This is a genomic window from Paenibacillus sp. y28, from assembly GCF_037137075.1.
GTDB lineage: Bacteria > Bacillota > Bacilli > Paenibacillales > NBRC-103111 > JBBBNV01.
Map to the genome: position 1 here is coordinate 20,884 of NZ_JBBBNV010000020.1, position 20,768 is coordinate 41,651.

Here is a 20,768-nt window from a genome sequence, read left to right on the forward strand (position 1 = left end):
GGGAGGAGGTGCAAAATGCCGTTTTGGAGACGCAAACCAAAAACGAGATCTGCCACGTCAATACAAATTGCCTTAGGGGATGCAGGTACTCCGGGGTATACGAGGCTATCTGATCACCCGGACGTGCATATTGCGGTGGACAAAATTGCCGACTTAGTATCGAGCATGACAATTCACTTGGTCGAGAACAGTGATACGGGCGACAGGAGAATTCGCAACGAATTATCTCGAAAGATCGATATCGAGCCCTGCAAGTTCATGACCCGTAAGACATGGCTCTATAAGATCGTTAGAGACCTGCTGCTTGATGGAGATGGCAATTCACTGCTGCACATTGAAGTCAACCGCGAGACGGGGCTTATTGACAGTCTGACACCGTTCCAGATGCCTTCTGTTATTTATAATGATGGCGATAAAGGCATGGATTATACGATCAGCTACAACGGAGTGACTTACCATCCGGACGAGGTTGTACATTTCGTGTTGAATCCGCATCCGTATTATCCCTATCGCGGGACCGGTTATAGAGTGGCGCTTCGGGATATTGTCAAAGGGCTGTCGCAGGCGCAGAAGACCAAACAGAATTTTATGTCAGGCAAATATATGCCGACATTGATTCTGGCTGTTGATGCCATAACGGAAGAAATGGGGACGAAGGAAGGCCGGGACAAGATACTGCAGAAGTATGTTGATGAGACGGAGGGAGGGAAACCTTGGGTCATCCCTGCTGATTTGCTGAACGTCCATCAGGTAAAGCCGCTATCGTTGAAGGATATAGCAATCATTGAGGGCATGGAAATCGATAAGAAAACAATCGCTGGGCTCATTGGAGTACCGGCTTTTTTCTTGGGTGTTGGAGAGTTCAAAAAAGAGGAATACAACAACTTCGTTAACTCTCGCATCATGTCCATCGGGCAGCGCATAGCGCAGCCACTCACCCGGGACCTTCTGATTAATCCTGAATGGTATTTCCGACTCAATCCTCGCAGCTTATATGCTTATGACCTAAGCGAGATGGTCATGGCTGGCACGGCGATGGTGGACCGGAACGCCATGCGGCGTAATGAGTTGCGCGACTGGATCGGCATGGACCCTGATCAGGAGATGGTGGAATTGATCATCCTGGAAAACTATATCCCGTCCAGCATGCTCGGACAGCAGTCGAAGCTGAAAGGTGGTGAGACAAATGAATAAACGGTACATGCCTGTAATTTCTGACCTACAGCTTCGGGCGTCGGAAAACGAAAACGAAGCGATCCTCGAAGGATACTTTGTTGTCTACAACTCTGAGACGGAACTATGGCCAGGCTGGTTTGAAGAAATTGCGCCGGGGGCTTTTGCGGAGAGTCTGAGAAATAAGGACATCGTTGCATTGGACAATCACGATACTCGCATCGTGCTTGGATCTACAGGTAGCAATACGCTAGAACTGCGTTCCGACGACAAAGGCCTTTGGGGGAAGGTAACCATTGATCTCGAAGACCCTAACGCCAAGTCAGCCTACCGCAAGGTACAGACAGGCAAGGTCAGAGGCTGCTCATTTGGTTTTTACCCAACACACGAGGAACGCATTGACCGGGGTGACGGGGCTGTGAAATGGAGAGTCCTTGAAGCTGAATTACTTGAGGTGTCTACCACCGCCTTTCCAGCGTATATGCAAACGGATATTTCTGCCCGACAGCGAGATGCGGAGTCGATTAAGAGCGAGAAGGTCGCTAAAACCAAACAGAGATTGAAGGAGATGTTGAAGAATGGGTAACCCGATTTTGATTGGCGCAAAACTGAACCTCAAGCGGTCGGCGCTGAAACCGATAACCGACAAGCTTCATGAACTGCTCAACAAGCGCAGCGACTTGGAAAAGACCGTCGACGAGGCCAAGACCGAGGAAGAACTTGCTGCGTTGGAGCAAAACATCCAAGAGAACCAAACGGCCATCACAGATGCTGAGCAAGAAAAGGCGACGCTGGAGCAGGAAATCAAGGATCTGGAAACGGAGCTTGAGCGCTCCAACAACAAAAAGCCGTTGAATCGCGGAAAAACGGGAGATGAGAAGAAGATGGATAAAGAACAAATCAAGGAACTACGCTCGGCGGTAAATGCATACATCCGTTCGAAGGGCGCAGAGGTTCGCGCGGTTGACGGTTTCAAACTCGTCGATGGCGGTGCACTTGTGCCGGAAGAACTGCTTACGCCGGAAAAGGCTGTGGAAGATAGTGTCGATCTGCGGCAATATGTGAAAAACGTTCCAGCTCGCCGGTCTTCCGGCAAATACCCGGTAATCAAAAAGTCTGGTACTAAAATGAACACCGTTGCTGAATTGGAGGCAAACCCGGAACTGGCGAAACCGACAATCACCGAGGTAATCTACAGCATCGAAACGTACCGTGGCTACATCCCGATCTCCCAAGAGGTGATCGATGATGCGGACTATGACATTGTTGGTCTTATCGACGAGGAGATCCAAGACCAGGAGTTGAACACGTGCAACTATGCGATTGCTACTGTGCTCAAAACGGCACCAGCAAAAGCGGCAACCAAACTGGACGATATCATCACATTGCTCAACACCGGCTTCAAAACTGCTTATCAAGTCAAACTGTACGTCTCCCAATCGCTGTTCAACGAGTTGGACTTGCTCAAGGATGAGAACGGTCGCTATCTGCTGCAGGATGACGTCACGGTCGCGTCTGGCAAGCGGTTGAAGGGGAAGGAAATTGTTGTGTTGGACGATGATATGATCGGCACGGCGGCAGGTAATCTCGTCGGCTTCATTGGTGATGCCAAGGCATTCTGCAAATTCTTCAACCGCAAGCAAGTGTCTGTCAAGTGGGTCGATAACAACGTTTATGGTCAATTGCTTGCGGCGTTTGTCCGTTTCGACGTAAAGGCTGGGGACACCAACGCCGGTTACTACCTGACCTATACCCCGGCAGCGGGGGAATAACAGCTTTCAGCAGCCCCGAGGTGCCTGACCCCGACGCCATGACCAAGGCTGAGCTTCTGCAATATGCTGCGGATCATGGGGTCAACGGGCTGATGTCTACCATGCTGAAAGCTGATATTATTGCGGCCATCAAGGGGGCGATGGGATGGACGTAGATTTGATTTTGTCGCTGACCAAGGACCGGCTCGGTATCCGCACGGCCATCAGGGATACATACCTGGCGGCCATCGTCGCGGGTGTGGTACAGGAGCTGACGGTCGAGAAAGGCATCAAGCTTGACCCCGACGACGCAAGCCATCTGATATTTTGCGTAGACTTGGCGACGTGGCGTTACCAGTCCCGAGACAGCATCGGAGCCATGCCGAGACATCTGCAGTACCGGCTACACAACCTCATCATATCGGCGGGCGGTGCTGCAACATGACCTATGACCATGAGCTGACGTTAATCGGCCAGGGCGCCTACGAGGAGGATGAGATTGGAAATCAGATTCCGACCGAAACCCAAACGGCACTCCTCTGTAGCTTGCGCTCCATCGGCCGCAATGAGTTTTACAATGCAGCCGTTGCGGGCCTACGTCCGGAGCTAACATTCATCATCCACAGCTATGAGTACAGCGGGGAGCAGGTACTGCTCTTTGAGGGCCAGCGCTATCGGGTAATCCGGACCTATGCCACAGGCATTGAGGAGCTGGAGCTGGTCTGTGAAAGGGTGGCTGCCGATGGCTGACATACGGATTGACCAGTTGGCCGCAGCGATTGCTGGCGCGGTCCGGGATTACACCGAGGACGTATCCGAAGCGATTGAGCGAAAAGTTGATGCTACAGCTAAGGAAATCCAAGACGAAGCAAACCGTTTGGCTCCGAAGCACACAGGCAAATACGCCAAAGGCTTTAAGGTGACGAAGAACGGCACACGCCGGGTCATCTGGAACAAGAAGGACTCTCGTCGTGTGCATCTGCTTGAGTACGGCCACGCCAAACGAGGCGGCGGCCGTGTCCGGGCTTATCCCCATTTGCGGCCAGCCTACGACAAATTTGGGGCCAAGCTGCCGGCTGACCTTAAGAGGATCATCCAGAATGGGGGCGGCACATGACTCAGGTAGATCTGTACGCCGCTCTCAAAACAATTGGGCTGCCGGTCGCATATGGGGAGTTTAATTCCCCAGCTCCGGCACCGCCGTTCATTACGTACCAGTTTGCTTATTCGGGCGATTTGATGGCGGATAACCACAATTACCTGGACATTAGTAACTACCAGGTCGAACTCTACACGACAAAGAAGGACCCGGCGGCCGAGAAGCTGCTGCAGGACAAGCTGAAAGAGCTGCGGCTGCCATATAGCAAAACAGGGACATATCTGGAGAGCGAAAAGCTCTGGCAGATTATTTTTGAAATCCAATTAATAGGAGGGTAATCATGGCTGACAACAAAGTGACATTTGGCCTTGAGAAGGTCCATATTGCGTTTGTGGATACAGATGCTACAACACAGCCTGCCTGGGAAACGCCGATCCCTATTCCCGGTGCGGTGAGGTGGACACCTACTACAGTGGGAGACACTACAACTTTTTACGCTGACAATTCGGCCTATTTCGTGGTGACCGCAAATAACGGTTACACTGGAGAGCTGGAAATGGCGCTGCTGCCGGATGCCATCCAGGCCCGCATGCTGGGCTGGGAAATTGACAATAACGGCATGCTTGTCGAGGTGTCGGATGGCATCCCGGCCAAATTTGCCCTGCTTGGGCAAGTCCAAGGCGATCAAAAGAATCGCCGCTTTGTCTATTACGACAGTCAAGCCAGCCGCCCGGCGAAGGAACGTAAGACAAAAACGGAATCCATTGAAGTTGCTACCGATGTATTCAGCCTGACCGTTAGCCCAATCGAGATTGGCGGCAAAACGGTCGTTAAGGGTGACCTTGAGCTGGGCGCCACAAACGCTACGGCGTATAACGGCTTCTTTGCGGCCGTATACACTCCCGTGTTTGCAGGAGGTGGCGCATAATGCGAGAGCTAAAACTTGGTGAACAAACGGTACGAGTCAGGGCCACGCCCCTGGCTCTTTTATTTTACAAGCAGGAGTTTAAAAGCGATCTGCTTGGGGACCTGATGAAAATGGAGCATATCCAAAATGACCCGAGTAAATTCGATGCGTTGTCAATACTCCAAATCATTTGGGCAATGGCGAAAGCCGACGCGTACGGCGGTAACCCGTTCCCGTCGTTTGTGAGTTGGCTGGGAACGATTGAGGGCCTTGATCTATCCGACCCGGGTTTTATGGCCGCCGCCATGGAGGAGGCCGTGAACGGATTTTTTCGTTCCCGAGGAGCGGAAAAACGGTAAGAAAACTGATACCAAAACCAGTACAAAAATTGAAATTGACCTACTCGCTATAGGTAAGCGGGTAGGTCTTAGTTTTATGGAAATGAACGAGCTCCGGGTCATTGACTTGTTGGATTTAGTCAGGAGGAGCTATACGGGCGCAGAAGATGAGGGTCCACGTGAAGCCACGCAGGCCGATATTGACGCCTTTTATGGCAGATAGGGAGGTGGGATAGGTAAATGGCAGAGACAATCAAAGGGATTAACGTCGTCATCGGGGCGGAGACAACGGGCCTGTCCGCCGCCCTATCTGACGTAAATAAAAAGAGCCGGGATATTCAAAGCGAGCTCAAACAAGTTGAACAACTGCTGAAGCTTGACCCGACCAATACTGAATTAATCGCGCAGAAGCAGAAACTGTTGAGCGATGCTGTCGCCAATACGACTGAGAAGCTTGACCGGCTCAAAACGGCGCAGCAACAGGTGGCGGACCAGTTTGCCCGCGGGGAGATATCCGAGGGACAATACCGGGCCTTTCAAAGGGAGCTTGCTAAGACTGAGCAGGAGCTGAACAAGCTTGAACAGGGCCTGCGGGATATCGGCCCGGCGGCGGATTCGGCACAGGAAAATTTGGACCGAATGGGCAAAGGCCTTAAGGAAACCGGCGATAAGATGAAGGGCATCGGCACGAGTCTCACTGTAGGCCTGACAGCACCTATTGTGGGGATTGGTGTTGTGGCTGGCAAGGCGGCTTTAGATGTTGATAAAGCCGCAGGCAAGATGGAAGCCGCGCTTGGTGTCACGGCAGAACAAGCCGAGGAGTTGGCAGCTGCTTCCCGTGCGATTTGGGAAAAGGGCTTCGGGGAGAGCCTGGACGAGGTAAACCGTGCACTCATCACGACCCGATCCAACATCCAAGATTTAGATGACGAATCCCTGTCCCAAATCACACAGAGCGCCCTTATCCTGCAGGAGACATTCGACGCTGATGTCAATGAGACAACCCGCACTGCATCTGTTCTTATGAAGAACTTCGGTCTTGATGGGCAAGAGGCAATGGATTTGATGGTTGCCGGATTTCAAAAAGGCGGAAACTTTTCGGACGAGCTGCTCGACACCTTGCGGGAGTATGCGCCGCAGTTTAAGGCCATGGGTATATCTGCTGAGGATGCGCTTGGCATCCTGATCAAAGGGGCCGAGAACGGGGCCTTTAATCTGGACAAGGTCGGCGACGCCATCAAAGAATTTAACATCCGCGTTAAGGACGGTAGCGACTCGACATATGAAGCGATGGCGCAGCTATTTGCGCCGGACAACATTGAGGAGTTTGCCCAGGCCCTGATGACTGGCTCGAAACAGTCGGCGGAATACCTGGAGCTGCTGAAACACGTCTCCAAGGACACAGCCGACACACTCGTAGGCTACTTGCAAAAAGGCGGTAAAGACGCTGCTGATGCGATGACGGCGCTTAGTTCCATTCTGGGCGGTAGCAATGAGATATTTCAGGGCTTATCGTCGGGGGCGCTATCCGGTAAGGACGCCCTTGTTTCTGTTATCCAAAAACTGCGTGAGTTGGAGGATCCGCTTTTACAAAATACTCTAGGTGTAGCCTTGTTCGGCACACAGTGGGAGGACCTTGAAAAAGATGTCGTGCTGGCGCTGGATGCCGGCATAGGGTCGCTCAATGATTTTTCTGGGGCGACTGACAGAGCAGGCGCGGCCCTGAAGGACAATCTAGGGGACAGGCTATCCAGCCTTTGGCGGACGATGCAATCCAGCCTTATCCCGCTTGGGGAGGCTCTGGTCGGATTGGCTGAGACTATTTTGCCTCCAATCATGTCCGTTGTGGGGCAAATGTCAGCGATTTTTGCATCGATGGGCCCCGAAATACAGACGGTTATCGTTGCATTTGCTGGCATTGTGGCGGCCCTTGGTCCGGTACTCGTGATTGTCGGACAGGTGATTTCTGCGGTGAGTACCATAATTCCACTATTTACATCAGTTTCGGGCGCATTAACTGCAGCTGGCGGCGCCTCAGCGGCGGCTGGCACCGCATTGGCCGCGCTAACGGGCCCTATCGGTTTAATCATTGCTGCTATTGCGGCTTTGGGCACAGCAGCATATCTTACCATCAAATATTGGGACGAGATCAAAACATTTTTCACCGACCTGTGGGGCTGGATCGATGACTTTTTCAACGGATGGGGCGCAGAAGTCACAGCAGCTCTGTTCCCTTTTTTGGGCATACCGCTCGTCATCGTGAAGCATTGGGATGAAATAAAGGTAGGTCTATCAGCCCTCTGGGACTGGGTCAAAGATTTCTTTGCCAAATGGGGCGCGGTGTTGATTCCGCTGCTCGGCCCATTCTTAGCGATCCCACTTTTGATAGTCAAGCATTGGGAGGACATTAAGACCGGGCTGACGGTGCTCTGGACGTGGATTAAGAATACGGCGATTGAGTTGTTCAACAGCACTAAAGACGGCTTTGTTCAAATTTGGGATGGTATTAAGACATATTTCAGCGGCGTGTGGGAGCTGATAAAAAACATATTCGGCGGCTCGATACTGCTGATTGTGGACCTCGTTACCGGTGATTTCGAAAAGCTGAAGTCTGACTCCGAAGCGATTTGGAACAACTTGAAGGATGCATTCGGGCAAATATGGGATGGCATCAAAAAGGTGTTCGCGGGCGCACTCAGCGTAATCGAAGGGCAGGTATCAACAACATGGAACGCCATCAAGACAGTATCGACCACGATCTGGGACGCTATTGTATCTAGTATCGAGAAATCCATTGATTGGTTGAAGAACTTGCCGGCGTCCATGTTGGAAATCGGTAAAGACATCATGCGAGGGCTAATAGACGGGATTAAAAGTATGATTGGTGCCGTAGGCAGCACGGCGAGTAGTGTTGCAGATGCGATCACCGGAGGTATTCGCAAAGCGCTGGATATCCATTCCCCATCCCGGGTTATGCGTGGACTGGGGGAGTATACCGGCGAGGGCTTTGCACTTGGGTTGAGTGACAGTATCAGTAATGTGCAGCAGCGGGCCTCAGACATGGCCGCAGCTACCACTAGTGCGCTGTCAGGTGTTACAGCTTCAGCAGCTTCAGCAGCATCAAGCACTGGCAACACAGCCCTAGCCGGAAACACCATCAATATGGCGGGGCTATTTGACGGCGCCTCCATTAACGTCCGCAGTGACGAGGACTTATATAAGATAACGCAGCTCATCTTTGACCAGGCGCAGGGATTACAGCGCGGCATAGGAGGTTCAGCATGACGGCTTTTGTGTGGCTTAATGACAAGTCAAATGTCGATTTGGGGTTTATTGTGCAAGGAGCCTCCAAGCGGCCGGCACTGCCTGGCACTGTGGATCGGACGCTGTCCATCCCGGGGCGTAACGGTTTGTGGGATAACGGTGCCGATATGGGTGCAAGGCAGTTTGTGCTACATTGCGCCTTTATCACCCGCGATGCCTTCGAGCTGCAGCAAAAGGCGATGGGGCTGGCCGCATACCTGGTGGACAGCTACGGCAAGCCGCGTGACTTGGTCCTGCGTTTTAGAGAGCGACAGGGGCAGCATTTCAACGTCCGGCTGTCTGGCTCATTTGACCTTGAACGTATCATCGGCCTGGGCGTGTTTACGCTGCCTTTCACGGCATTCGACCCTTTTGCCAGCGCTGACGCAGAAAGCCTGCTGGAGGAGACGATAAACACGTCCCCGCATGTTCGGCAAATATTTACGACAGGAAATATCCGGACGTCGCCGGTGGTTGTGCTCGTTAATCAGGGCACAACTACCATCCAGCATTTTCGCATCGAGAACGAATACCAAATTGAATAGGAGGAGGGAAGAGGATGGCAGAGGTCCTGCTTTCAAAATCGAATTATTTTAAGACGGCCACGCTCAATGCCGCCTTGCGCGGGCAGAGCTTTACGGCACCATCGACCGTCTATATCGCCCTGTATACATCCAATCCGACGGCAGCGGATACGGGCCAAGAGGTAAGCGGCGGGGCATACGCCAGGCAGCCGGTCACATTCTCGGCGCCGACTGCGGCTAATGACTTGGCCTCGACAAGCAATACGGCAGACGTCAATTTTGCCGTAGCTACAGCCGATTGGGGCACCATTACCCATATCGGGCTGCGGAGTGCGGCGACAGGCGGAAATCTGTTGTATCATGGCGCTGTCACATCCCCGAGAACCATTCTTGCCAATGACCGGGCGCGTTTTTTAGCTGGCAGCATTAAGGTAGATGAAGGCTAATGTTCAACCGCAGCGGCTTTAACTGGACACCCTTCAACCGCCCGGGGGTTGCAACAATCCTGTTATTTGCAGCCAACATGTCAGGCGCCGGCTCCATGACAGCCCAGGCCAGCGCGGATATGACCATGAGCTCGTCCATGTCCGGTGCCAGCTCGATGTCGGCCGTATACACACGGGAGATATCTTTCGACTCCGGCATGTCTGGTGCTGGCTCTGTGGCGGCCGTTTATGTGCGGGAGCGCGGTTTTGACGTTAAGATGTCAGCAGCCGGATCCATAGCGGCCAACCTGTCCCGGTTTCACATCGATTACATTGAGTTCACCGGGGAGTTTAGGCCGGGCGACCGTATCGTGATTGACTCGGCCAATCTAGCTGTGACCATCAACGGCGTCAACGCGCTGCAGAGCACGGCCGGTGACTTCTTTGATTTGGCGCTAGGCACGAACACTCTCACGTACACAGACACAGCGAGCAGCCGTACTGTACTGATGCGGGTTACATACCGAGACAAATTTGTTTAAGGGGGATTTTATCCATGCCAGCAGCACCAATAACGGTTTACAATTCCGAGATGCGTCGTGTGGCTTTACTTCAAAATGCTTTTTCTATCAGTTACGAGACGCCGATGAACGGGCTTTGGTCAGCACAGTTTTCACTGCCGGCTGACGACCCAAAGAATGCCGAATGTCAGCCACTTCGGGTTGTTGAGATTTATGACGGCCGAGAGCGGGTAGAGTTATTCCGCATCTTGCCGACTACAGCAAGACGCAGCGTAGACGGCCAGACGGTCACATATAAATGCGAGCATGTGCTGGCGACGCTGATTGACGATGTGATGTTTCAATATCATACCGTCGGCAATTTGGGCGTCTACACGGCGGACGTGCTGCAGTACATTTTGTCCAGGCAATCCGTACAGCGCTGGCAGCTCGGGACGGTCGAGTTCAGCAGACAGTTCGAGTACAATTGGGAAAATGAGACGCTGCTTGCGGGTGTGGTAAGCGTACCGAAGCTATTTGACGAGGAATACCAGTGGACATGGGATACAACGGTTTATCCATGGAGGCTCAACCTGGTTAAGCCGTCCAATGCCGTCAACGCTTATATCCGATACGGCATCAACATGCAAGGCATCGAGCGTACCATTGACCCGACCAATGTCTGCAATCGGCTCTATGCCTTGGGGTACGGCGAGGGAATCAACCAGCTTACGTTTGCGGATTTAAATGGGGGCAAGCCATACATCGAGGACACGGCATCACAGGCCCAGTATGGTGTCATTAGCCGGGTATGGGTGGACAGGCGGGTAGAGTATGCCGACACGCTACTGGCCCGCGCGCAGGCGCAGCTGGCTGAGGTCAAGCAGCCACGGGTAACGTACACTGTGCAGGCATCGGAAATCCACCGGCAGACGGGGCAGGACATTTACCGGTTCCGCAGTGGTGGGATTGTGCGGGTGCAGGACAAGCAGCTCGGCATCGACTTTGTGGCCCGTATCGTTAATGTCCGTAAGCGGGACATGCGCGGATTGCCGGGAGCTGTGGAGCTGGAAATTGCCAACCGACCGCAGGACATCGCGGGGACAATCGCGGACCTTGCCAATCGGCAGCGAGTCAATGAGGTGTACGCGCAGGGGGCGACGAATCTGGATAGCCGGGATTTTGCAGATAACTGCGATCCAACGCATCCGGCCATACTGCGGATTTACTTTCCCGAGGAAACAGCACGCATCAATAAGGTGCGGCTGTCGTATAAGTCCGAGGCATTTCGGGGATACAACCGGCCTATACAGGCGGCTCCGGCGGTCACGTCCGGGCCGAGCAGCACCAGCACTACGGCAGCAGGCGGGCAAACCACATCCGGACCAAGTAGCACGAGCACAACAGCGGCAGGGGGCCAGACTACTTCGGGGCCGAGCAGCACGAGCACGACGGCAGCGGGAGGACAAGTGATTAATACCCAAACGGGCAATAACATTTGGGATTTTACTGGAAGTTACAGTCCGAATGAGATAATGTCCCTTTCAAAAACCCATACCCATACCGTTGAAATTGACGGATCGACATACACGACCACATCGTCTGGTAGCCATGCGCACGGTATAGTTCCACATCATCATATATTCTCAATTTCAGCACATTCGCACAATATGGATCACACTCATCAAATTGCTTCGCATAGGCACGACATGGACCATACCCATGAGATTGCTGCCCACACTCACGGTATGGACCACACACATGAGATTCCGGCACATAATCATGAGATGGAGTATGGAATTTTTGAGGGCCCTACACCCACAGCTGTAACCGTCACGGTAGATGGTACAGTTGTTACCGGGCTTGGAGTAAACGAGAACGATGTGGATATTATTCCGTTTCTGGCGAAGGACAGTAGCGGTAAAATCAATCGGGGATGGCATGAAATAAAAATAACGCCCGATAATCTCGGGCGCATTGTGGCTAATGTGAACACACAATTATTTGTGCAATCTCGGGGTGGCGGTGATTACTGATTTTGGATGCCTATCCTGTCTAGGAAGTCTTGCGGAAGTAATATAGAGCCGCCTTCGAACTTTAACTTAACGGATTTATTATCTGAAGTGCTTTTTTCGGCGGTTCCATCTTGTTGAGGCACAACTACATCATAAATGCGTGTTGGCTCTGATCCCTCTTTTCCAATAGATAGGGTATTTTCTCCTTGGTCTGAAGGTCCTAGCGTGATTGATAAACCAGGTTTAGCCATTAAATCCCGAAGGGAAACCCACTCCTCAACCTTAGCAGCAGCAGTAGATTGGTTCACAGGGGTCACATCCTTTTCATTATTAGTCAAATCAATCGTCCGGGTATCTGCATCGTAGTCCAGCTCAAAGCCCAGTAGACCGGCAACCTCACGCACAGGCAGATAGGACGTGCCATCAACAACGAGCGGGTCCGTTTTAAGCGTCTGCTCTGCTCCGTTGACTTTGATCACGAATTGCGCAAACGTCGCTTGCACTGTCTCGCTATTTGCGGCTATGACCGAGCCAGCGGACCCGATAAGCATCCCGAGAGCGAGAGCTGCAATCACTTTTTTCATTGTCGCAACAACTCCTTTTTGCAGTCTATTATACCATATATTACATGTTTCGACCCTGATAGGTTTCAGGGTCTATCTCTATTTAAGGAGGGCACACCATGGCACAACAGACCATGTATTCAGCTCAGGCCAACAGTCTTCAGACGGAGCTGGCTGCAGCAATTGACGCCACCCAGACCACTATAACCGTCCTGGATGGCTCAGTGCTGCCGGCCGCACCTAATCTGCTGGTCATCGGAGGCGGCGAGGACGCAGAGACGGTTCTTTACACAGGTAAGACCGGCAACAGCTTATCCGGCGTCACCCGGGGGTTCCAAGGCGTTGCCAAGGCTTGGGGCAGCGGCGTAAAGGTCGGCCGATTTTTCACGGCTTACGACCACGATGCCTTTCGGGGGAACATCAGCGACCACGAAACCCGAGTATCTGCTGCGGAGACCAAGCTATCCGCAGCAACATCCGCAGCCACAGCAAACACACTGGCGCAGCGGGATGCGTCCGGGCGGCTCAAAGCTGCAGCACCGTCGGCAAGTGATGATGTGGCGCGTAAAGCCGAGACGGATGCGGCCTCTGCAGCAGCCGGTGCAGCGCAGACAACTGCTAATAACGCCCAGACGAGAGCGAATGCAGGCTTGCCGAAGGATGGCAGCGAGGTGATGTCGGGAAAACTTGGGGTTGCCCTAGGCCAACTTGGTACTACAGCAGGCAATACATTAATGCTTGAAGATCTCAGTGGTCAAACCTCCAACGGGACCCGGTTGGTTACTCGCTTGCGCCGAATTACCAATGGTACAACATGGGAGTCTGCAGCCATCGAACTGGTTAAAATTGTAGACGCTACCGAGCAGCAAAGGCTAGTAATGGAAGGTGGCACAGGGGATGTAGATATAGTGCCATATCTGGGTGGCACAGTAAAAGCGAATGGTCAAAAAATATGGCACTCCGGCAATGACGGCCCCGGCAGCGGACTAAGTGCAGATGACTCATATACGGTCAGGGGATATGTCCCGGTTAATAAAGCCGGGGATTTGTTAACCGGAAGCCTAACCATAAACTTGGAAGGAGGAGAAAAGCGTTTCGGTTTCCGAAATGGCAGTGATACTCTTTACATGTACTCAAATAGCGACCTAGAGTACATTGGCGTTTACGGAGACCGAGGTGGTATAGGCAGGAGCATATGGGCTTACCAATGGTCTAGCAATACGCTTGATATTGCCGATGCAGTCATTAGGTATCGAGGCAATGTGATGCCTGTGCTCCGAGACAATAGCGGCGTTTTAGAATTCTACACAGGCGGCACGTGGAAAGGCGTTGGAGGTATCAAAAAAGTGCAGCGTGGGGTGACAAACATCTCAACGCCTGCAGCGGTATCGGTATCAATTACCGCAGTGGACATGGAGAAATCCTTTGTCACCATAAGCTGCAACACGGCGGCCAATTTGGTTACTGCCTTGGCATATGGGCGGTTGACCAGCAGCACGACACTTGAGCTGGCTCGTAATCTCAACACGAGCGTTTTGACTTCGGTGGCGTGGGAAGTCGTGGAGTTTTACTAGGAGGGGTGAGTGAGGATGCGAGTACAGCGGAACCTGACAACCATTCCGGCAAATAGCACCAGTGTAACGGTAAGCATTGCAACTGTAGATGTGGACAAGGCTTTCCTCGAAATGAGTTATAACACGAATTTGGAGAATTTCCAGTACATCCCGCGGGGCGTTATATCATCCCCCACGACAGTTACATTTACTCGGGACGCGTCTACCAGTAGCAGTGTCACGGCGATTGCTTGGCAAGTAATTGATTGAGGAGGGTTTCTATGCGTTACAAATACGCACAAATTGACATGGCAACCGGCGTTTGTTTTTCCATATCGAACTTATCGGGCGAGATTGAGGCGAAACACATGATTCCGCTGGATCCGGATGAGGACGTGCAACTGGGGGACATTTACGTGGATGGAGAATGGAACCGGCCGGAGCCAACGCCGGAACCCGGACCGGAGCCTGATTTAAGGACCGAGCTGGAGCAGTTTAAAGTGGCCAACGCCGATTTACAGGCAGCAAACAGCGACCTGTTGTTACGGCTTGGCGACGTAGAACTCATCATGGCTGAAATCCTTACGGGGGGAGGTGAATAATCATGGCTATGAGTATGCCAAAGGTGCGGATTATTGCGAATGCCTGCATTACTCGTTACGACTCCGGGGAGCGGAGCATTGAGGACATTGTTGGGAGTTACAATATGGCATCTGTTGATCAGGAGTTGGTACTGGCGCAGATTTACGCCAAACGCCCGGAACTGGGCGAGTTGAATACAGAGCAAGGCTAAGGGCTCCGCATACTGCGGGGCTTATTTTATGCCTATACGACGAGGGGGAAAAGAAGTGGACGTAACAGTAATTGGAGCAATTATTTCAGTCGTGGCGGCAATCAGCGGCATTGTATTGGGGTGGTCCGCTAGGTCGCGCACAGTCCAACAGGATACAGCAGCAGAGGCGGGGCAGGGGGCTTATCTACGTGCAGACATGGACTATATCAAGCGCGGTGTAGATGATGTGAGGCTGGAGCAGAGGGCCCAAGGCCAAAGGTTTGACACACTGGCCGAACGTGTGACAAGGGTCGAAGAATCGGCCAAGCAAGCACACCACCGGCTTAATCGGTTAGATGGGGAGCGTGAATAAGATGGACAACGATATCCTGACGCTTGCCGCCCTTGTGGCGGCTTTTGTTGGTGTTGCGAAGCTGCTGGGTATGCCAGTTAAGTATTCATCCATTTTAGCCCTTGCACTCGCTGCTGTGTTGGTACTTGTACCCAATGATGTGCAAGCCGAGATTATTACAATCAGCACAGTAGGGTTAACGGCTACAGGGGCGTATCAGTATGCCAAAACCAAGCAATCGGGGGATAAGTAATGAGCACACAAACTGATTTTATCGCACGTATTGCGCCGTATGCCGTCACCGAGCAGCGGCGGACTGGCGTATTGGCAAGCATCACAATTGCACAGGGGGCGCTTGAAAGTGGCTGGGGGCAGAGTGCGCCGGGAAACAACTTGTTCGGCATCAAGGGGACCGGTCAGGAACTGACCACCCAGGAGTACATAAACGGCAGTTTTGTCACGGTCAAGGACGGATTCCGGGTCTATGATAGCTGGGAGGGCAGCTGCATCGACCACAGTGATTTTCTGGCGGTCAATCCCCGGTATGCTAAAGCCGGCTTTTTTTCAAGATGCGCGGAGCTGGACTATGCCGGAGCTGCCAAGGCGCTGCAGACGGCCGGATATGCAACGGACCCAAGCTATGCAAGCAAACTGATAGGGATTATCGAGACGTATGGCTTGAGCGATTATGACCGCCAGGCGGCGGTACAAGAGGGGGAAACAGACGTGTTGAAGGTTGAACATGATTGGCAATGGAAGCAGCTCGGGGATGCACTGGACGGGCTGTATCGCCTGGGGCTGATTTCAGATTATACTTGGGCGGAGAAAGCTTATAACCGGAAGCTGACCGTCTCGGAGTTGGCTTGGCTTAATATGATTGTACAGGCACGTCAGGCGGGCGTTGGAGTGTAGTTTTCAAAAGAACAATTTATATGTAAAGGCTGGCTTTGCAAGGCCAGCTCGTGGCGGATATCCGCGACCATCCCGGCACAGCGCCGGTAGGTTTCGTCCGCTTCCGCTGCGGACTCATCAGGCGGTCATTTCCTTAGCGTCCGGATGAGAGCCAGGACGCTAAGGATAAGAGCCGCGCCAGCCACGACCCAGAAGACTGTTTCCATGATACATCTCTCCTTTATAGGCCCCGAAGGGCCTGTGTTATTATGAGTCGTTAGGCCGAGCATTGCCGCCGACGCGGTTCCAGAGAGTCCAACCTTTCTCCCCTATATACAATCTGCTTGTAACCGAAAAAACTGTCACTCCAAGCACATACTGTTGCCGTGCGCTTGTATACGCGCATTACGATGACATTACAATTAAGCGCATTTGACCAGACTGTCATTCCTGCTTCAATTCTCACCCTGATACCTCCCACGTAAGCCCGTCGGCAGATTGTATATTCCGAATCAATTATGTTAAGATTGGGAGGAGGGAGCCGCTAACTCCCTCCGAGGAACCTATTTGCGTTTGCCGGGGCGGCGACGTTTTTTGGTTCCTTTTTTGTTTTTCTTGCGGCCACGGCCATTTAATGTGATGATGGCTGTAATCAGCTGAACGATGGCCGTAAAGAGTAGCACCCAATCTTTCATATGGTCTTGTTCACCTCCTTTCTATACTCTAATTATACATTATACACTAGTGTATAGTCAATAGTGATTGACTAAAATTATTCACTTTTGTATAATTAGAGAAAAGGAGGCGGTAGGGATGATTGTTAAGCCGCGGCTAGGTGAGATATTGAAGGAGCGAGATATGACGCAAACGGCGTTAGCAGAGAAGGCGGGCATCCCGCAGGCAGCGATATCCCGTTTTGATAAGAGTGGACAGCACAAGGATGAGCACCTATTTTTAATCGCTCGGGCGCTTGGCTTGGGAGTGGAGGAGTTATTTGAAGTAGAAGACGATTGATGCTCACATGGAACTGGAGCGCGAACATATGAACAGTTTTCTCCGACATCGGGGAATTTGTCCGTCAGTAAAATCCATTACCTCTATCCATTGACCGGTATCAAAAAAAGAAGGTCTCCGTTGGGACCCTCGATGGGCGGATTATTGACAATATCCTAATATATGGTATATTAGAAGCAAATCCGGAAGCACCGGTCAAACAGCTCAGAGGGCTAATCCTCTGAGCTGTTTTGTTCCTTAGTCTTGTTTTTAATGATACCACTCGTGTAGTCGAAATGGCGGGTTCATTTTACCAGGTGCTTGGGATATAAGAGCGTCTACCCACATTTATTTTAGCCCCAAACCAAGTCCCATTTAGCCCCATATGGGTGCATTATTGTGCATTAACTTGCAGTATTGATTAATTAAAAAAAAGCCCAGAACCCTTGATAAATAAGGGTTTTTGGGCTTTTTGTCGTAGTAGCTTGCGCTACAATTCCATTAACGGCTGTAGAACTCGACGATTTGTTTCTCATCGATATCTTGGGACAGCTCGGAACGCTCTGGCAGACGGATGTATTTACCTTCCATAGCGGACTCGTTGAATTCCAGGTAAGCAGCAATGTGATGACGGCCGGTGATAGCTTCTTTGATGGAAGACAAACCGCGGCTTCTTTCACGAAGGCCGATTACGTCGCCTACGCTTACTGTGTAGGAAGCGATATCGACTTTTTTACCGTTTACGGTCACGTGACCGTGAGCAACGAGTTGGCGTGCGCCTGGACGGGAGTTAGCCCAGCCAAGACGGTATACCAGGTTGTCCAAACGGCTTTCCAGCAGGATCATGAAGTTCTCACCGGAGATACCTTTCATTTTAGCTGCTTTGTCAAACAGGTTGCGGAATTGCTTCTCGCCCAAACCGTACATGTGACGAAGCTTTTGTTTTTCTTGCAATTGAACGCCGTAGCCGCTCAATTTTTTGCGTTGTCCCGGGCCGTGTTGTCCTGGAGGAAATGCGCGTTTCAATTCTTTACCGGTACCGCTCAGGGAGATGCCCAGACGGCGGCTTAATTTAAATGCAGGACCTGTGTAACGTGCCAATGTATTCAAACTCCTTCAAGTTCAATTTTAGTGAGTGCGGGAATCCATCGTTACCCTTAAACGAATGATTTGACTTTGCTTCATCTTGACAAGAAAGATTTCAGCCGCTGTCCTGTCAACAGCAAAATCAGTGAGGGTGAAATCAAACGTGAATCTAAGGATACGGCTTCCAAAACAGTTATCCACTCGACTTCTTATTTTATGGGATAAAGAGGGCGGTTGTCAAGACAGGCGGGGAGTTAATTCGGAGTTCAATCTATCTTGTTGTACTAGCCGGGGCATCTTAAATCATGCGGCCGGTCGTAAGGGCGGATCACACGGATTTGAACCTGGACCAGCCTGCGCCGGGGCTTTCAGGAAGCTAACGAATTGCAGCAGATTGCCCGGATCTGACGACGTTTTGCAGCACGGAACAAGCGCGCGGCTTCAAGCGCTCCAACCCCATTTTCACGAACATGAAAAGATCGTGCAAGTTTGTGCAAAATGAAGTATTATATTGTGGAAAAATACAAAAACTATAAACAACACGAAACACGTAAGGCTTTCTGATTGAGATAGAGAGAAGGAGTGCGTATGGAACCGATTCGAAAGCAGGAAACGAGCCGGGAGAATATCCGTTTGCGCTTGAAAGAAAGCTTCCCCGTGTGGCTCGGGCAGCTGGAGCGCCGTTTTTTCCATATAAGAGGGGCTGTGTTTTTGTGTGATGAACACGGAGTTCTGATTGAGTTTCGTACTTCTTATGAATGCAGCCCGCAGCAGCTGGCGCAAATGGGCCTGAAGAGGGGGGCGGACTGGTCTGACCTGAATAGCGGAGATAATGCTGTGATGGCCTGTTTGGCCTCCAAGCAGCCTGAAATTCAAAGCTTTCCGATACAACTGGCGGATATGCCGGAACTGGAGCTGGCGGTAACGCCAATCCTGGTTGAAAATTGCGGCTGTGTGCTGGGGATGCTGTATACCTGGGAGCCGGGAATCGACTTCAGGAACGCTATCCGGAGCCTGGAGCTGTCCTACACCGCATCGTTCATGCTATATGAGGAACAAGAAACGAATACCAGTCTCACCCTGGTAAGGCAGCAGTTGGAGAAAGAAGCGATGTTTCGTGACTATATGTATCAAATTACGAAGAAGCTTCATTCCAATATCGATGTTGATTCGGTTTTGGCGGATATGGTTGCCAGCATCAAGAACCTGTTTCCTCAAGTAACGGTTGATCTGTATTTGTCTCAGGACAACCAGAGCACCTCGATTCCGGTCAAGCCGCTTCATTTTCATAACAGCGAGGATGATATTTGCACCCGTGCCTTTATGGAGGGACAGCTTATTATTGAGCAGGGCTCTCTCGGGAAGTACCGGGCCGTCGCAGTTCCTCTATGCGGCAAACAAGGGGTATATGGAGTTCTGCATATCCACATTCATGACGGTAAGCTGGGCCAATCGGACATTCAATTCATTTCGATGCTGGCCGATACCGCCGGAAGCGCCTTTGAGAACGCCAAGCTGTACGAGCAGTCGAATCTGCTCATCCACGAATTGCGATTAATTAATGAGATTACCAAGTGCCTGAATCAGAGTCTCAAGCTGAATGAAATTTTCAACTATGCCTGCAGCGAGCTTCTCAAAATATTCGAGGCCGAATACTGCTGTATTCTGGAGCAGGATCCGAACCGTCCAGAAGAGCTTGTGGTGAAAGCCAGCAATCTGCCGGGATTATATGAAGAGCAATTCTCCTCTACCTCCGGATTCTCGGGCATTTTATTCTCGACCAAAGAGCCGCTCATTATTTCCGACTACAAAGCCAGCGCCAAAGTAGAATCCAAGCTGATGGAGCTGACAGGCTCACATTCCCTTATCGCTTCTCCGATATTGGTCGGTGGGGAGGTTGCCGGCATTATTATGGTGACCCACCGGACAGCGAACTATTTTTCCTACGAGAATTACAAGCTGCTTCAAATGCTGTGCGTCCACATCAGCCTCGCGATTTCCAATGCTTCTCTCCACGCTGAAGTGAAAAGAATGGTCATTACCGATCATTTGACCGGGCTGCATGCCCGCCATTATTTGGACGAGCAAATCAATCTTCTACAGAAAAAGGATTTTTGCGGATCGCTCATCGTGGTCGATATTGACCTGTTCAAGACGGTGAATGATACGTATGGCCATCAAATCGGCGATAAAATCTTGATTCAAGTGAGCGGTATTATTCGTTCCTCGATCCGAAGCCAGGACATTGCGGCCCGGTGGGGCGGAGAAGAACTGGCGATATACCTGCCGCAAATCAGCAAAAATCAGGCATTACGGATTGCGGAACGGATTCGGGCGCGGGTGGAAGAAGAAACGAGTCCGAGGGTAACTGTATCCTGCGGCGTTTCGGAATGGAACTGGGAAGAAGAACGGGTTACGGTGGAATCGCTGTTTTACAAAGCGGACATGGCGCTGTATGAAGCAAAAAACGGCGGACGCAATCAAGTGCAGCTCGGATAATCAAACGAGGAACAAGAATAACAA

The 20,768-nt window shown here is 51.6% G+C and carries 27 protein-coding genes; 24 read left to right on the plus strand and 3 right to left on the minus strand.

The window, feature by feature from the left end; all coding sequences use genetic code 11:
• Positions 1-15: 15 nt before the first annotated feature.
• The 15 genes from WBG83_RS15620 to WBG83_RS15690 all read left to right on the plus strand — a co-directional run bounded on the left by WBG83_RS15620 (position 16) and on the right by WBG83_RS15690 (position 12,056).
• Positions 16-1,194 carry a phage portal protein gene (locus WBG83_RS15620; RefSeq protein ID WP_336746100.1) on the plus strand — a complete coding sequence of 393 codons (1,179 nt, stop codon included), beginning with the start codon at positions 16-18 and terminating at the stop codon, positions 1,192-1,194.
• Entirely contained in the window at positions 1,187-1,759 is a 573-nt protein-coding gene (locus WBG83_RS15625; protein WP_336746101.1) for an HK97 family phage prohead protease, read from the plus strand. Before WBG83_RS15620 ends, WBG83_RS15625 begins: the two co-directional genes overlap by 8 nt.
• Positions 1,752-2,945, plus strand: coding sequence for a phage major capsid protein (locus WBG83_RS15630; protein WP_336746102.1), 1,194 nt, complete (start codon positions 1,752-1,754; stop codon positions 2,943-2,945). Before WBG83_RS15625 ends, WBG83_RS15630 begins: the two co-directional genes overlap by 8 nt.
• 20 nt (positions 2,946-2,965) lie before the next feature.
• Positions 2,966-3,100, plus strand: coding sequence for a Rho termination factor N-terminal domain-containing protein (locus WBG83_RS15635; protein WP_336746104.1), 135 nt, complete (start codon positions 2,966-2,968; stop codon positions 3,098-3,100).
• Complete coding sequence (locus tag WBG83_RS15640) at positions 3,091-3,369, plus strand: hypothetical protein (RefSeq protein WP_336746105.1); 279 nt, start codon at positions 3,091-3,093, stop codon at positions 3,367-3,369. Before WBG83_RS15635 ends, WBG83_RS15640 begins: the two co-directional genes overlap by 10 nt.
• Positions 3,366-3,674: a phage head closure protein gene (locus WBG83_RS15645; RefSeq protein ID WP_336746106.1), complete on the plus strand. Its 309-nt coding sequence runs from the start codon at positions 3,366-3,368 to the stop codon at positions 3,672-3,674. The genes WBG83_RS15640 and WBG83_RS15645 overlap by 4 nt, the downstream gene beginning before the upstream one ends.
• Entirely contained in the window at positions 3,667-4,041 is a 375-nt protein-coding gene (locus WBG83_RS15650; protein WP_336746107.1) for an HK97 gp10 family phage protein, read from the plus strand. The genes WBG83_RS15645 and WBG83_RS15650 overlap by 8 nt, the downstream gene beginning before the upstream one ends.
• A complete protein-coding gene (locus tag WBG83_RS15655) occupies positions 4,038-4,361 on the plus strand; it encodes a hypothetical protein (RefSeq protein ID WP_336746108.1) in 324 nt (107 codons plus the stop codon). Before WBG83_RS15650 ends, WBG83_RS15655 begins: the two co-directional genes overlap by 4 nt.
• A gap of 2 nt (positions 4,362-4,363) precedes the next feature.
• The gene (locus tag WBG83_RS15660; protein ID WP_336746109.1) at positions 4,364-4,951 is read left to right on the plus strand and encodes a major tail protein; all 588 of its coding nucleotides are present in this window, start codon (positions 4,364-4,366) and stop codon (positions 4,949-4,951) included.
• Positions 4,951-5,289: a hypothetical protein gene (locus WBG83_RS15665; RefSeq protein ID WP_336746110.1), complete on the plus strand. Its 339-nt coding sequence runs from the start codon at positions 4,951-4,953 to the stop codon at positions 5,287-5,289. Before WBG83_RS15660 ends, WBG83_RS15665 begins: the two co-directional genes overlap by 1 nt.
• Positions 5,290-5,508: 219 nt before the next feature.
• On the plus strand, positions 5,509-8,553 hold the full coding sequence (locus tag WBG83_RS15670; RefSeq protein ID WP_336746111.1) for a phage tail tape measure protein: 3,045 nt from the start codon (positions 5,509-5,511) through the stop codon (positions 8,551-8,553).
• A complete protein-coding gene (locus WBG83_RS15675; protein ID WP_336746112.1) occupies positions 8,550-9,116 on the plus strand; it encodes a phage tail domain-containing protein in 567 nt (188 codons plus the stop codon). The genes WBG83_RS15670 and WBG83_RS15675 overlap by 4 nt, the downstream gene beginning before the upstream one ends.
• Positions 9,117-9,130: 14 nt before the next feature.
• Positions 9,131-9,541, plus strand: a complete 411-nt coding sequence (locus WBG83_RS15680) for a phage tail fiber protein (protein ID WP_336746113.1) — start codon at positions 9,131-9,133, stop codon at positions 9,539-9,541.
• Positions 9,541-10,062, plus strand: coding sequence for a phage distal tail protein (locus tag WBG83_RS15685; RefSeq protein ID WP_336746114.1), 522 nt, complete (start codon positions 9,541-9,543; stop codon positions 10,060-10,062). Before WBG83_RS15680 ends, WBG83_RS15685 begins: the two co-directional genes overlap by 1 nt.
• A 14-nt stretch (positions 10,063-10,076) precedes the next feature.
• Positions 10,077-12,056 (plus strand): phage tail protein, encoded by a 1,980-nt coding sequence (locus WBG83_RS15690; RefSeq protein ID WP_336746115.1) that lies wholly within the window; start codon positions 10,077-10,079, stop codon positions 12,054-12,056.
• Here WBG83_RS15690 and WBG83_RS15695 read toward each other — a convergent pair.
• The gene (locus WBG83_RS15695) at positions 12,050-12,619 is read right to left on the minus strand and encodes a stalk domain-containing protein (protein ID WP_336746116.1); all 570 of its coding nucleotides are present in this window, start codon (positions 12,617-12,619) and stop codon (positions 12,050-12,052) included. The two genes, WBG83_RS15690 and WBG83_RS15695, sit on opposite strands and share 7 nt — an antisense overlap.
• 98 nt (positions 12,620-12,717) lie before the next feature.
• Here WBG83_RS15695 and WBG83_RS15700 point away from each other — a divergent pair, with 98 nt between their 5' ends.
• From WBG83_RS15700 to WBG83_RS15730, 7 genes are read left to right on the plus strand one after another with little or no spacing between them, the layout of a single operon-like run.
• Positions 12,718-14,172, plus strand: a complete 1,455-nt coding sequence (locus tag WBG83_RS15700; protein WP_336746117.1) for a hypothetical protein — start codon at positions 12,718-12,720, stop codon at positions 14,170-14,172.
• Positions 14,173-14,187: 15 nt separating this feature from the next.
• On the plus strand, positions 14,188-14,421 hold the full coding sequence (locus tag WBG83_RS15705; protein WP_336746119.1) for a hypothetical protein: 234 nt from the start codon (positions 14,188-14,190) through the stop codon (positions 14,419-14,421).
• Positions 14,422-14,432: 11 nt separating this feature from the next.
• Complete coding sequence (locus tag WBG83_RS15710; protein WP_336746120.1) at positions 14,433-14,753, plus strand: hypothetical protein; 321 nt, start codon at positions 14,433-14,435, stop codon at positions 14,751-14,753.
• 2 nt (positions 14,754-14,755) lie between these two features.
• Positions 14,756-14,944 (plus strand): hypothetical protein, encoded by a 189-nt coding sequence (locus tag WBG83_RS15715; protein WP_336746122.1) that lies wholly within the window; start codon positions 14,756-14,758, stop codon positions 14,942-14,944.
• 55 nt (positions 14,945-14,999) lie between these two features.
• Entirely contained in the window at positions 15,000-15,296 is a 297-nt protein-coding gene (locus WBG83_RS15720; RefSeq protein WP_336746124.1) for a hypothetical protein, read from the plus strand.
• A 1-nt stretch (position 15,297) separates the two neighbouring features.
• On the plus strand, positions 15,298-15,528 hold the full coding sequence (locus WBG83_RS15725; RefSeq protein WP_336746125.1) for a hypothetical protein: 231 nt from the start codon (positions 15,298-15,300) through the stop codon (positions 15,526-15,528).
• Positions 15,528-16,187, plus strand: coding sequence for a glycoside hydrolase family 73 protein (locus WBG83_RS15730; protein WP_336746126.1), 660 nt, complete (start codon positions 15,528-15,530; stop codon positions 16,185-16,187). Before WBG83_RS15725 ends, WBG83_RS15730 begins: the two co-directional genes overlap by 1 nt.
• Positions 16,188-16,729: 542 nt before the next feature.
• Here WBG83_RS15730 and WBG83_RS15735 read toward each other — a convergent pair.
• On the minus strand, positions 16,730-16,861 hold the full coding sequence (locus tag WBG83_RS15735) for a hypothetical protein (RefSeq protein ID WP_336746127.1): 132 nt from the start codon (positions 16,859-16,861) through the stop codon (positions 16,730-16,732).
• A gap of 118 nt (positions 16,862-16,979) precedes the next feature.
• Between WBG83_RS15735 and WBG83_RS15740 the strand changes: the two genes are divergently transcribed.
• Positions 16,980-17,180 (plus strand): helix-turn-helix domain-containing protein, encoded by a 201-nt coding sequence (locus tag WBG83_RS15740; RefSeq protein ID WP_336746128.1) that lies wholly within the window; start codon positions 16,980-16,982, stop codon positions 17,178-17,180.
• 480 nt (positions 17,181-17,660) lie between these two features.
• Here WBG83_RS15740 and rpsD read toward each other — a convergent pair whose 3' ends face one another.
• A complete protein-coding gene (rpsD, locus tag WBG83_RS15745; RefSeq protein WP_336746130.1) occupies positions 17,661-18,260 on the minus strand; it encodes a 30S ribosomal protein S4 in 600 nt (199 codons plus the stop codon).
• Between the two features lie 573 nt (positions 18,261-18,833).
• Here rpsD and WBG83_RS15750 point away from each other — a divergent pair.
• Positions 18,834-20,744: a diguanylate cyclase gene (locus WBG83_RS15750; protein ID WP_336746132.1), complete on the plus strand. Its 1,911-nt coding sequence runs from the start codon at positions 18,834-18,836 to the stop codon at positions 20,742-20,744.
• Positions 20,745-20,768: the final 24 nt, after the last annotated feature.

Excerpts from the sequence above, each read along its gene's own strand:
- WBG83_RS15730 (WP_336746126.1), top strand. The coding sequence starts at position 15,528 with ATGAGCACACAAACTGATTTTATCGCACGTATTGCGCCGTATGCCGTC.
- WBG83_RS15640 (WP_336746105.1), top strand. The coding sequence starts at position 3,091 with ATGGACGTAGATTTGATTTTGTCGCTGACCAAGGACCGGCTCGGTATC.
- WBG83_RS15740 (WP_336746128.1), top strand. The coding sequence starts at position 16,980 with ATGATTGTTAAGCCGCGGCTAGGTGAGATATTGAAGGAGCGAGATATG.
- WBG83_RS15685 (WP_336746114.1), top strand. The coding sequence starts at position 9,541 with ATGTTCAACCGCAGCGGCTTTAACTGGACACCCTTCAACCGCCCGGGG.
- WBG83_RS15715 (WP_336746122.1), top strand. The coding sequence starts at position 14,756 with ATGGCTATGAGTATGCCAAAGGTGCGGATTATTGCGAATGCCTGCATT.
- WBG83_RS15645 (WP_336746106.1), top strand. The coding sequence starts at position 3,366 with ATGACCTATGACCATGAGCTGACGTTAATCGGCCAGGGCGCCTACGAG.
- WBG83_RS15750 (WP_336746132.1), top strand. The coding sequence starts at position 18,834 with ATGGAACCGATTCGAAAGCAGGAAACGAGCCGGGAGAATATCCGTTTG.
- WBG83_RS15665 (WP_336746110.1), top strand. The coding sequence starts at position 4,951 with ATGCGAGAGCTAAAACTTGGTGAACAAACGGTACGAGTCAGGGCCACG.
- WBG83_RS15620 (WP_336746100.1), top strand. The coding sequence starts at position 16 with ATGCCGTTTTGGAGACGCAAACCAAAAACGAGATCTGCCACGTCAATA.
- WBG83_RS15670 (WP_336746111.1), top strand. The coding sequence starts at position 5,509 with ATGGCAGAGACAATCAAAGGGATTAACGTCGTCATCGGGGCGGAGACA.
- WBG83_RS15700 (WP_336746117.1), top strand. The coding sequence starts at position 12,718 with ATGGCACAACAGACCATGTATTCAGCTCAGGCCAACAGTCTTCAGACG.
- WBG83_RS15660 (WP_336746109.1), top strand. The coding sequence starts at position 4,364 with ATGGCTGACAACAAAGTGACATTTGGCCTTGAGAAGGTCCATATTGCG.
- WBG83_RS15710 (WP_336746120.1), top strand. The coding sequence starts at position 14,433 with ATGCGTTACAAATACGCACAAATTGACATGGCAACCGGCGTTTGTTTT.
- WBG83_RS15690 (WP_336746115.1), top strand. The coding sequence starts at position 10,077 with ATGCCAGCAGCACCAATAACGGTTTACAATTCCGAGATGCGTCGTGTG.
- WBG83_RS15705 (WP_336746119.1), top strand. The coding sequence starts at position 14,188 with ATGCGAGTACAGCGGAACCTGACAACCATTCCGGCAAATAGCACCAGT.
- WBG83_RS15625 (WP_336746101.1), top strand. The coding sequence starts at position 1,187 with ATGAATAAACGGTACATGCCTGTAATTTCTGACCTACAGCTTCGGGCG.
- WBG83_RS15630 (WP_336746102.1), top strand. The coding sequence starts at position 1,752 with ATGGGTAACCCGATTTTGATTGGCGCAAAACTGAACCTCAAGCGGTCG.
- WBG83_RS15695 (WP_336746116.1), bottom strand. The coding sequence starts at position 12,619 with ATGAAAAAAGTGATTGCAGCTCTCGCTCTCGGGATGCTTATCGGGTCC.
- WBG83_RS15725 (WP_336746125.1), top strand. The coding sequence starts at position 15,298 with ATGGACAACGATATCCTGACGCTTGCCGCCCTTGTGGCGGCTTTTGTT.
- WBG83_RS15650 (WP_336746107.1), top strand. The coding sequence starts at position 3,667 with ATGGCTGACATACGGATTGACCAGTTGGCCGCAGCGATTGCTGGCGCG.
- WBG83_RS15655 (WP_336746108.1), top strand. The coding sequence starts at position 4,038 with ATGACTCAGGTAGATCTGTACGCCGCTCTCAAAACAATTGGGCTGCCG.
- WBG83_RS15680 (WP_336746113.1), top strand. The coding sequence starts at position 9,131 with ATGGCAGAGGTCCTGCTTTCAAAATCGAATTATTTTAAGACGGCCACG.
- WBG83_RS15675 (WP_336746112.1), top strand. The coding sequence starts at position 8,550 with ATGACGGCTTTTGTGTGGCTTAATGACAAGTCAAATGTCGATTTGGGG.
- WBG83_RS15735 (WP_336746127.1), bottom strand. The coding sequence starts at position 16,861 with ATGAAAGATTGGGTGCTACTCTTTACGGCCATCGTTCAGCTGATTACA.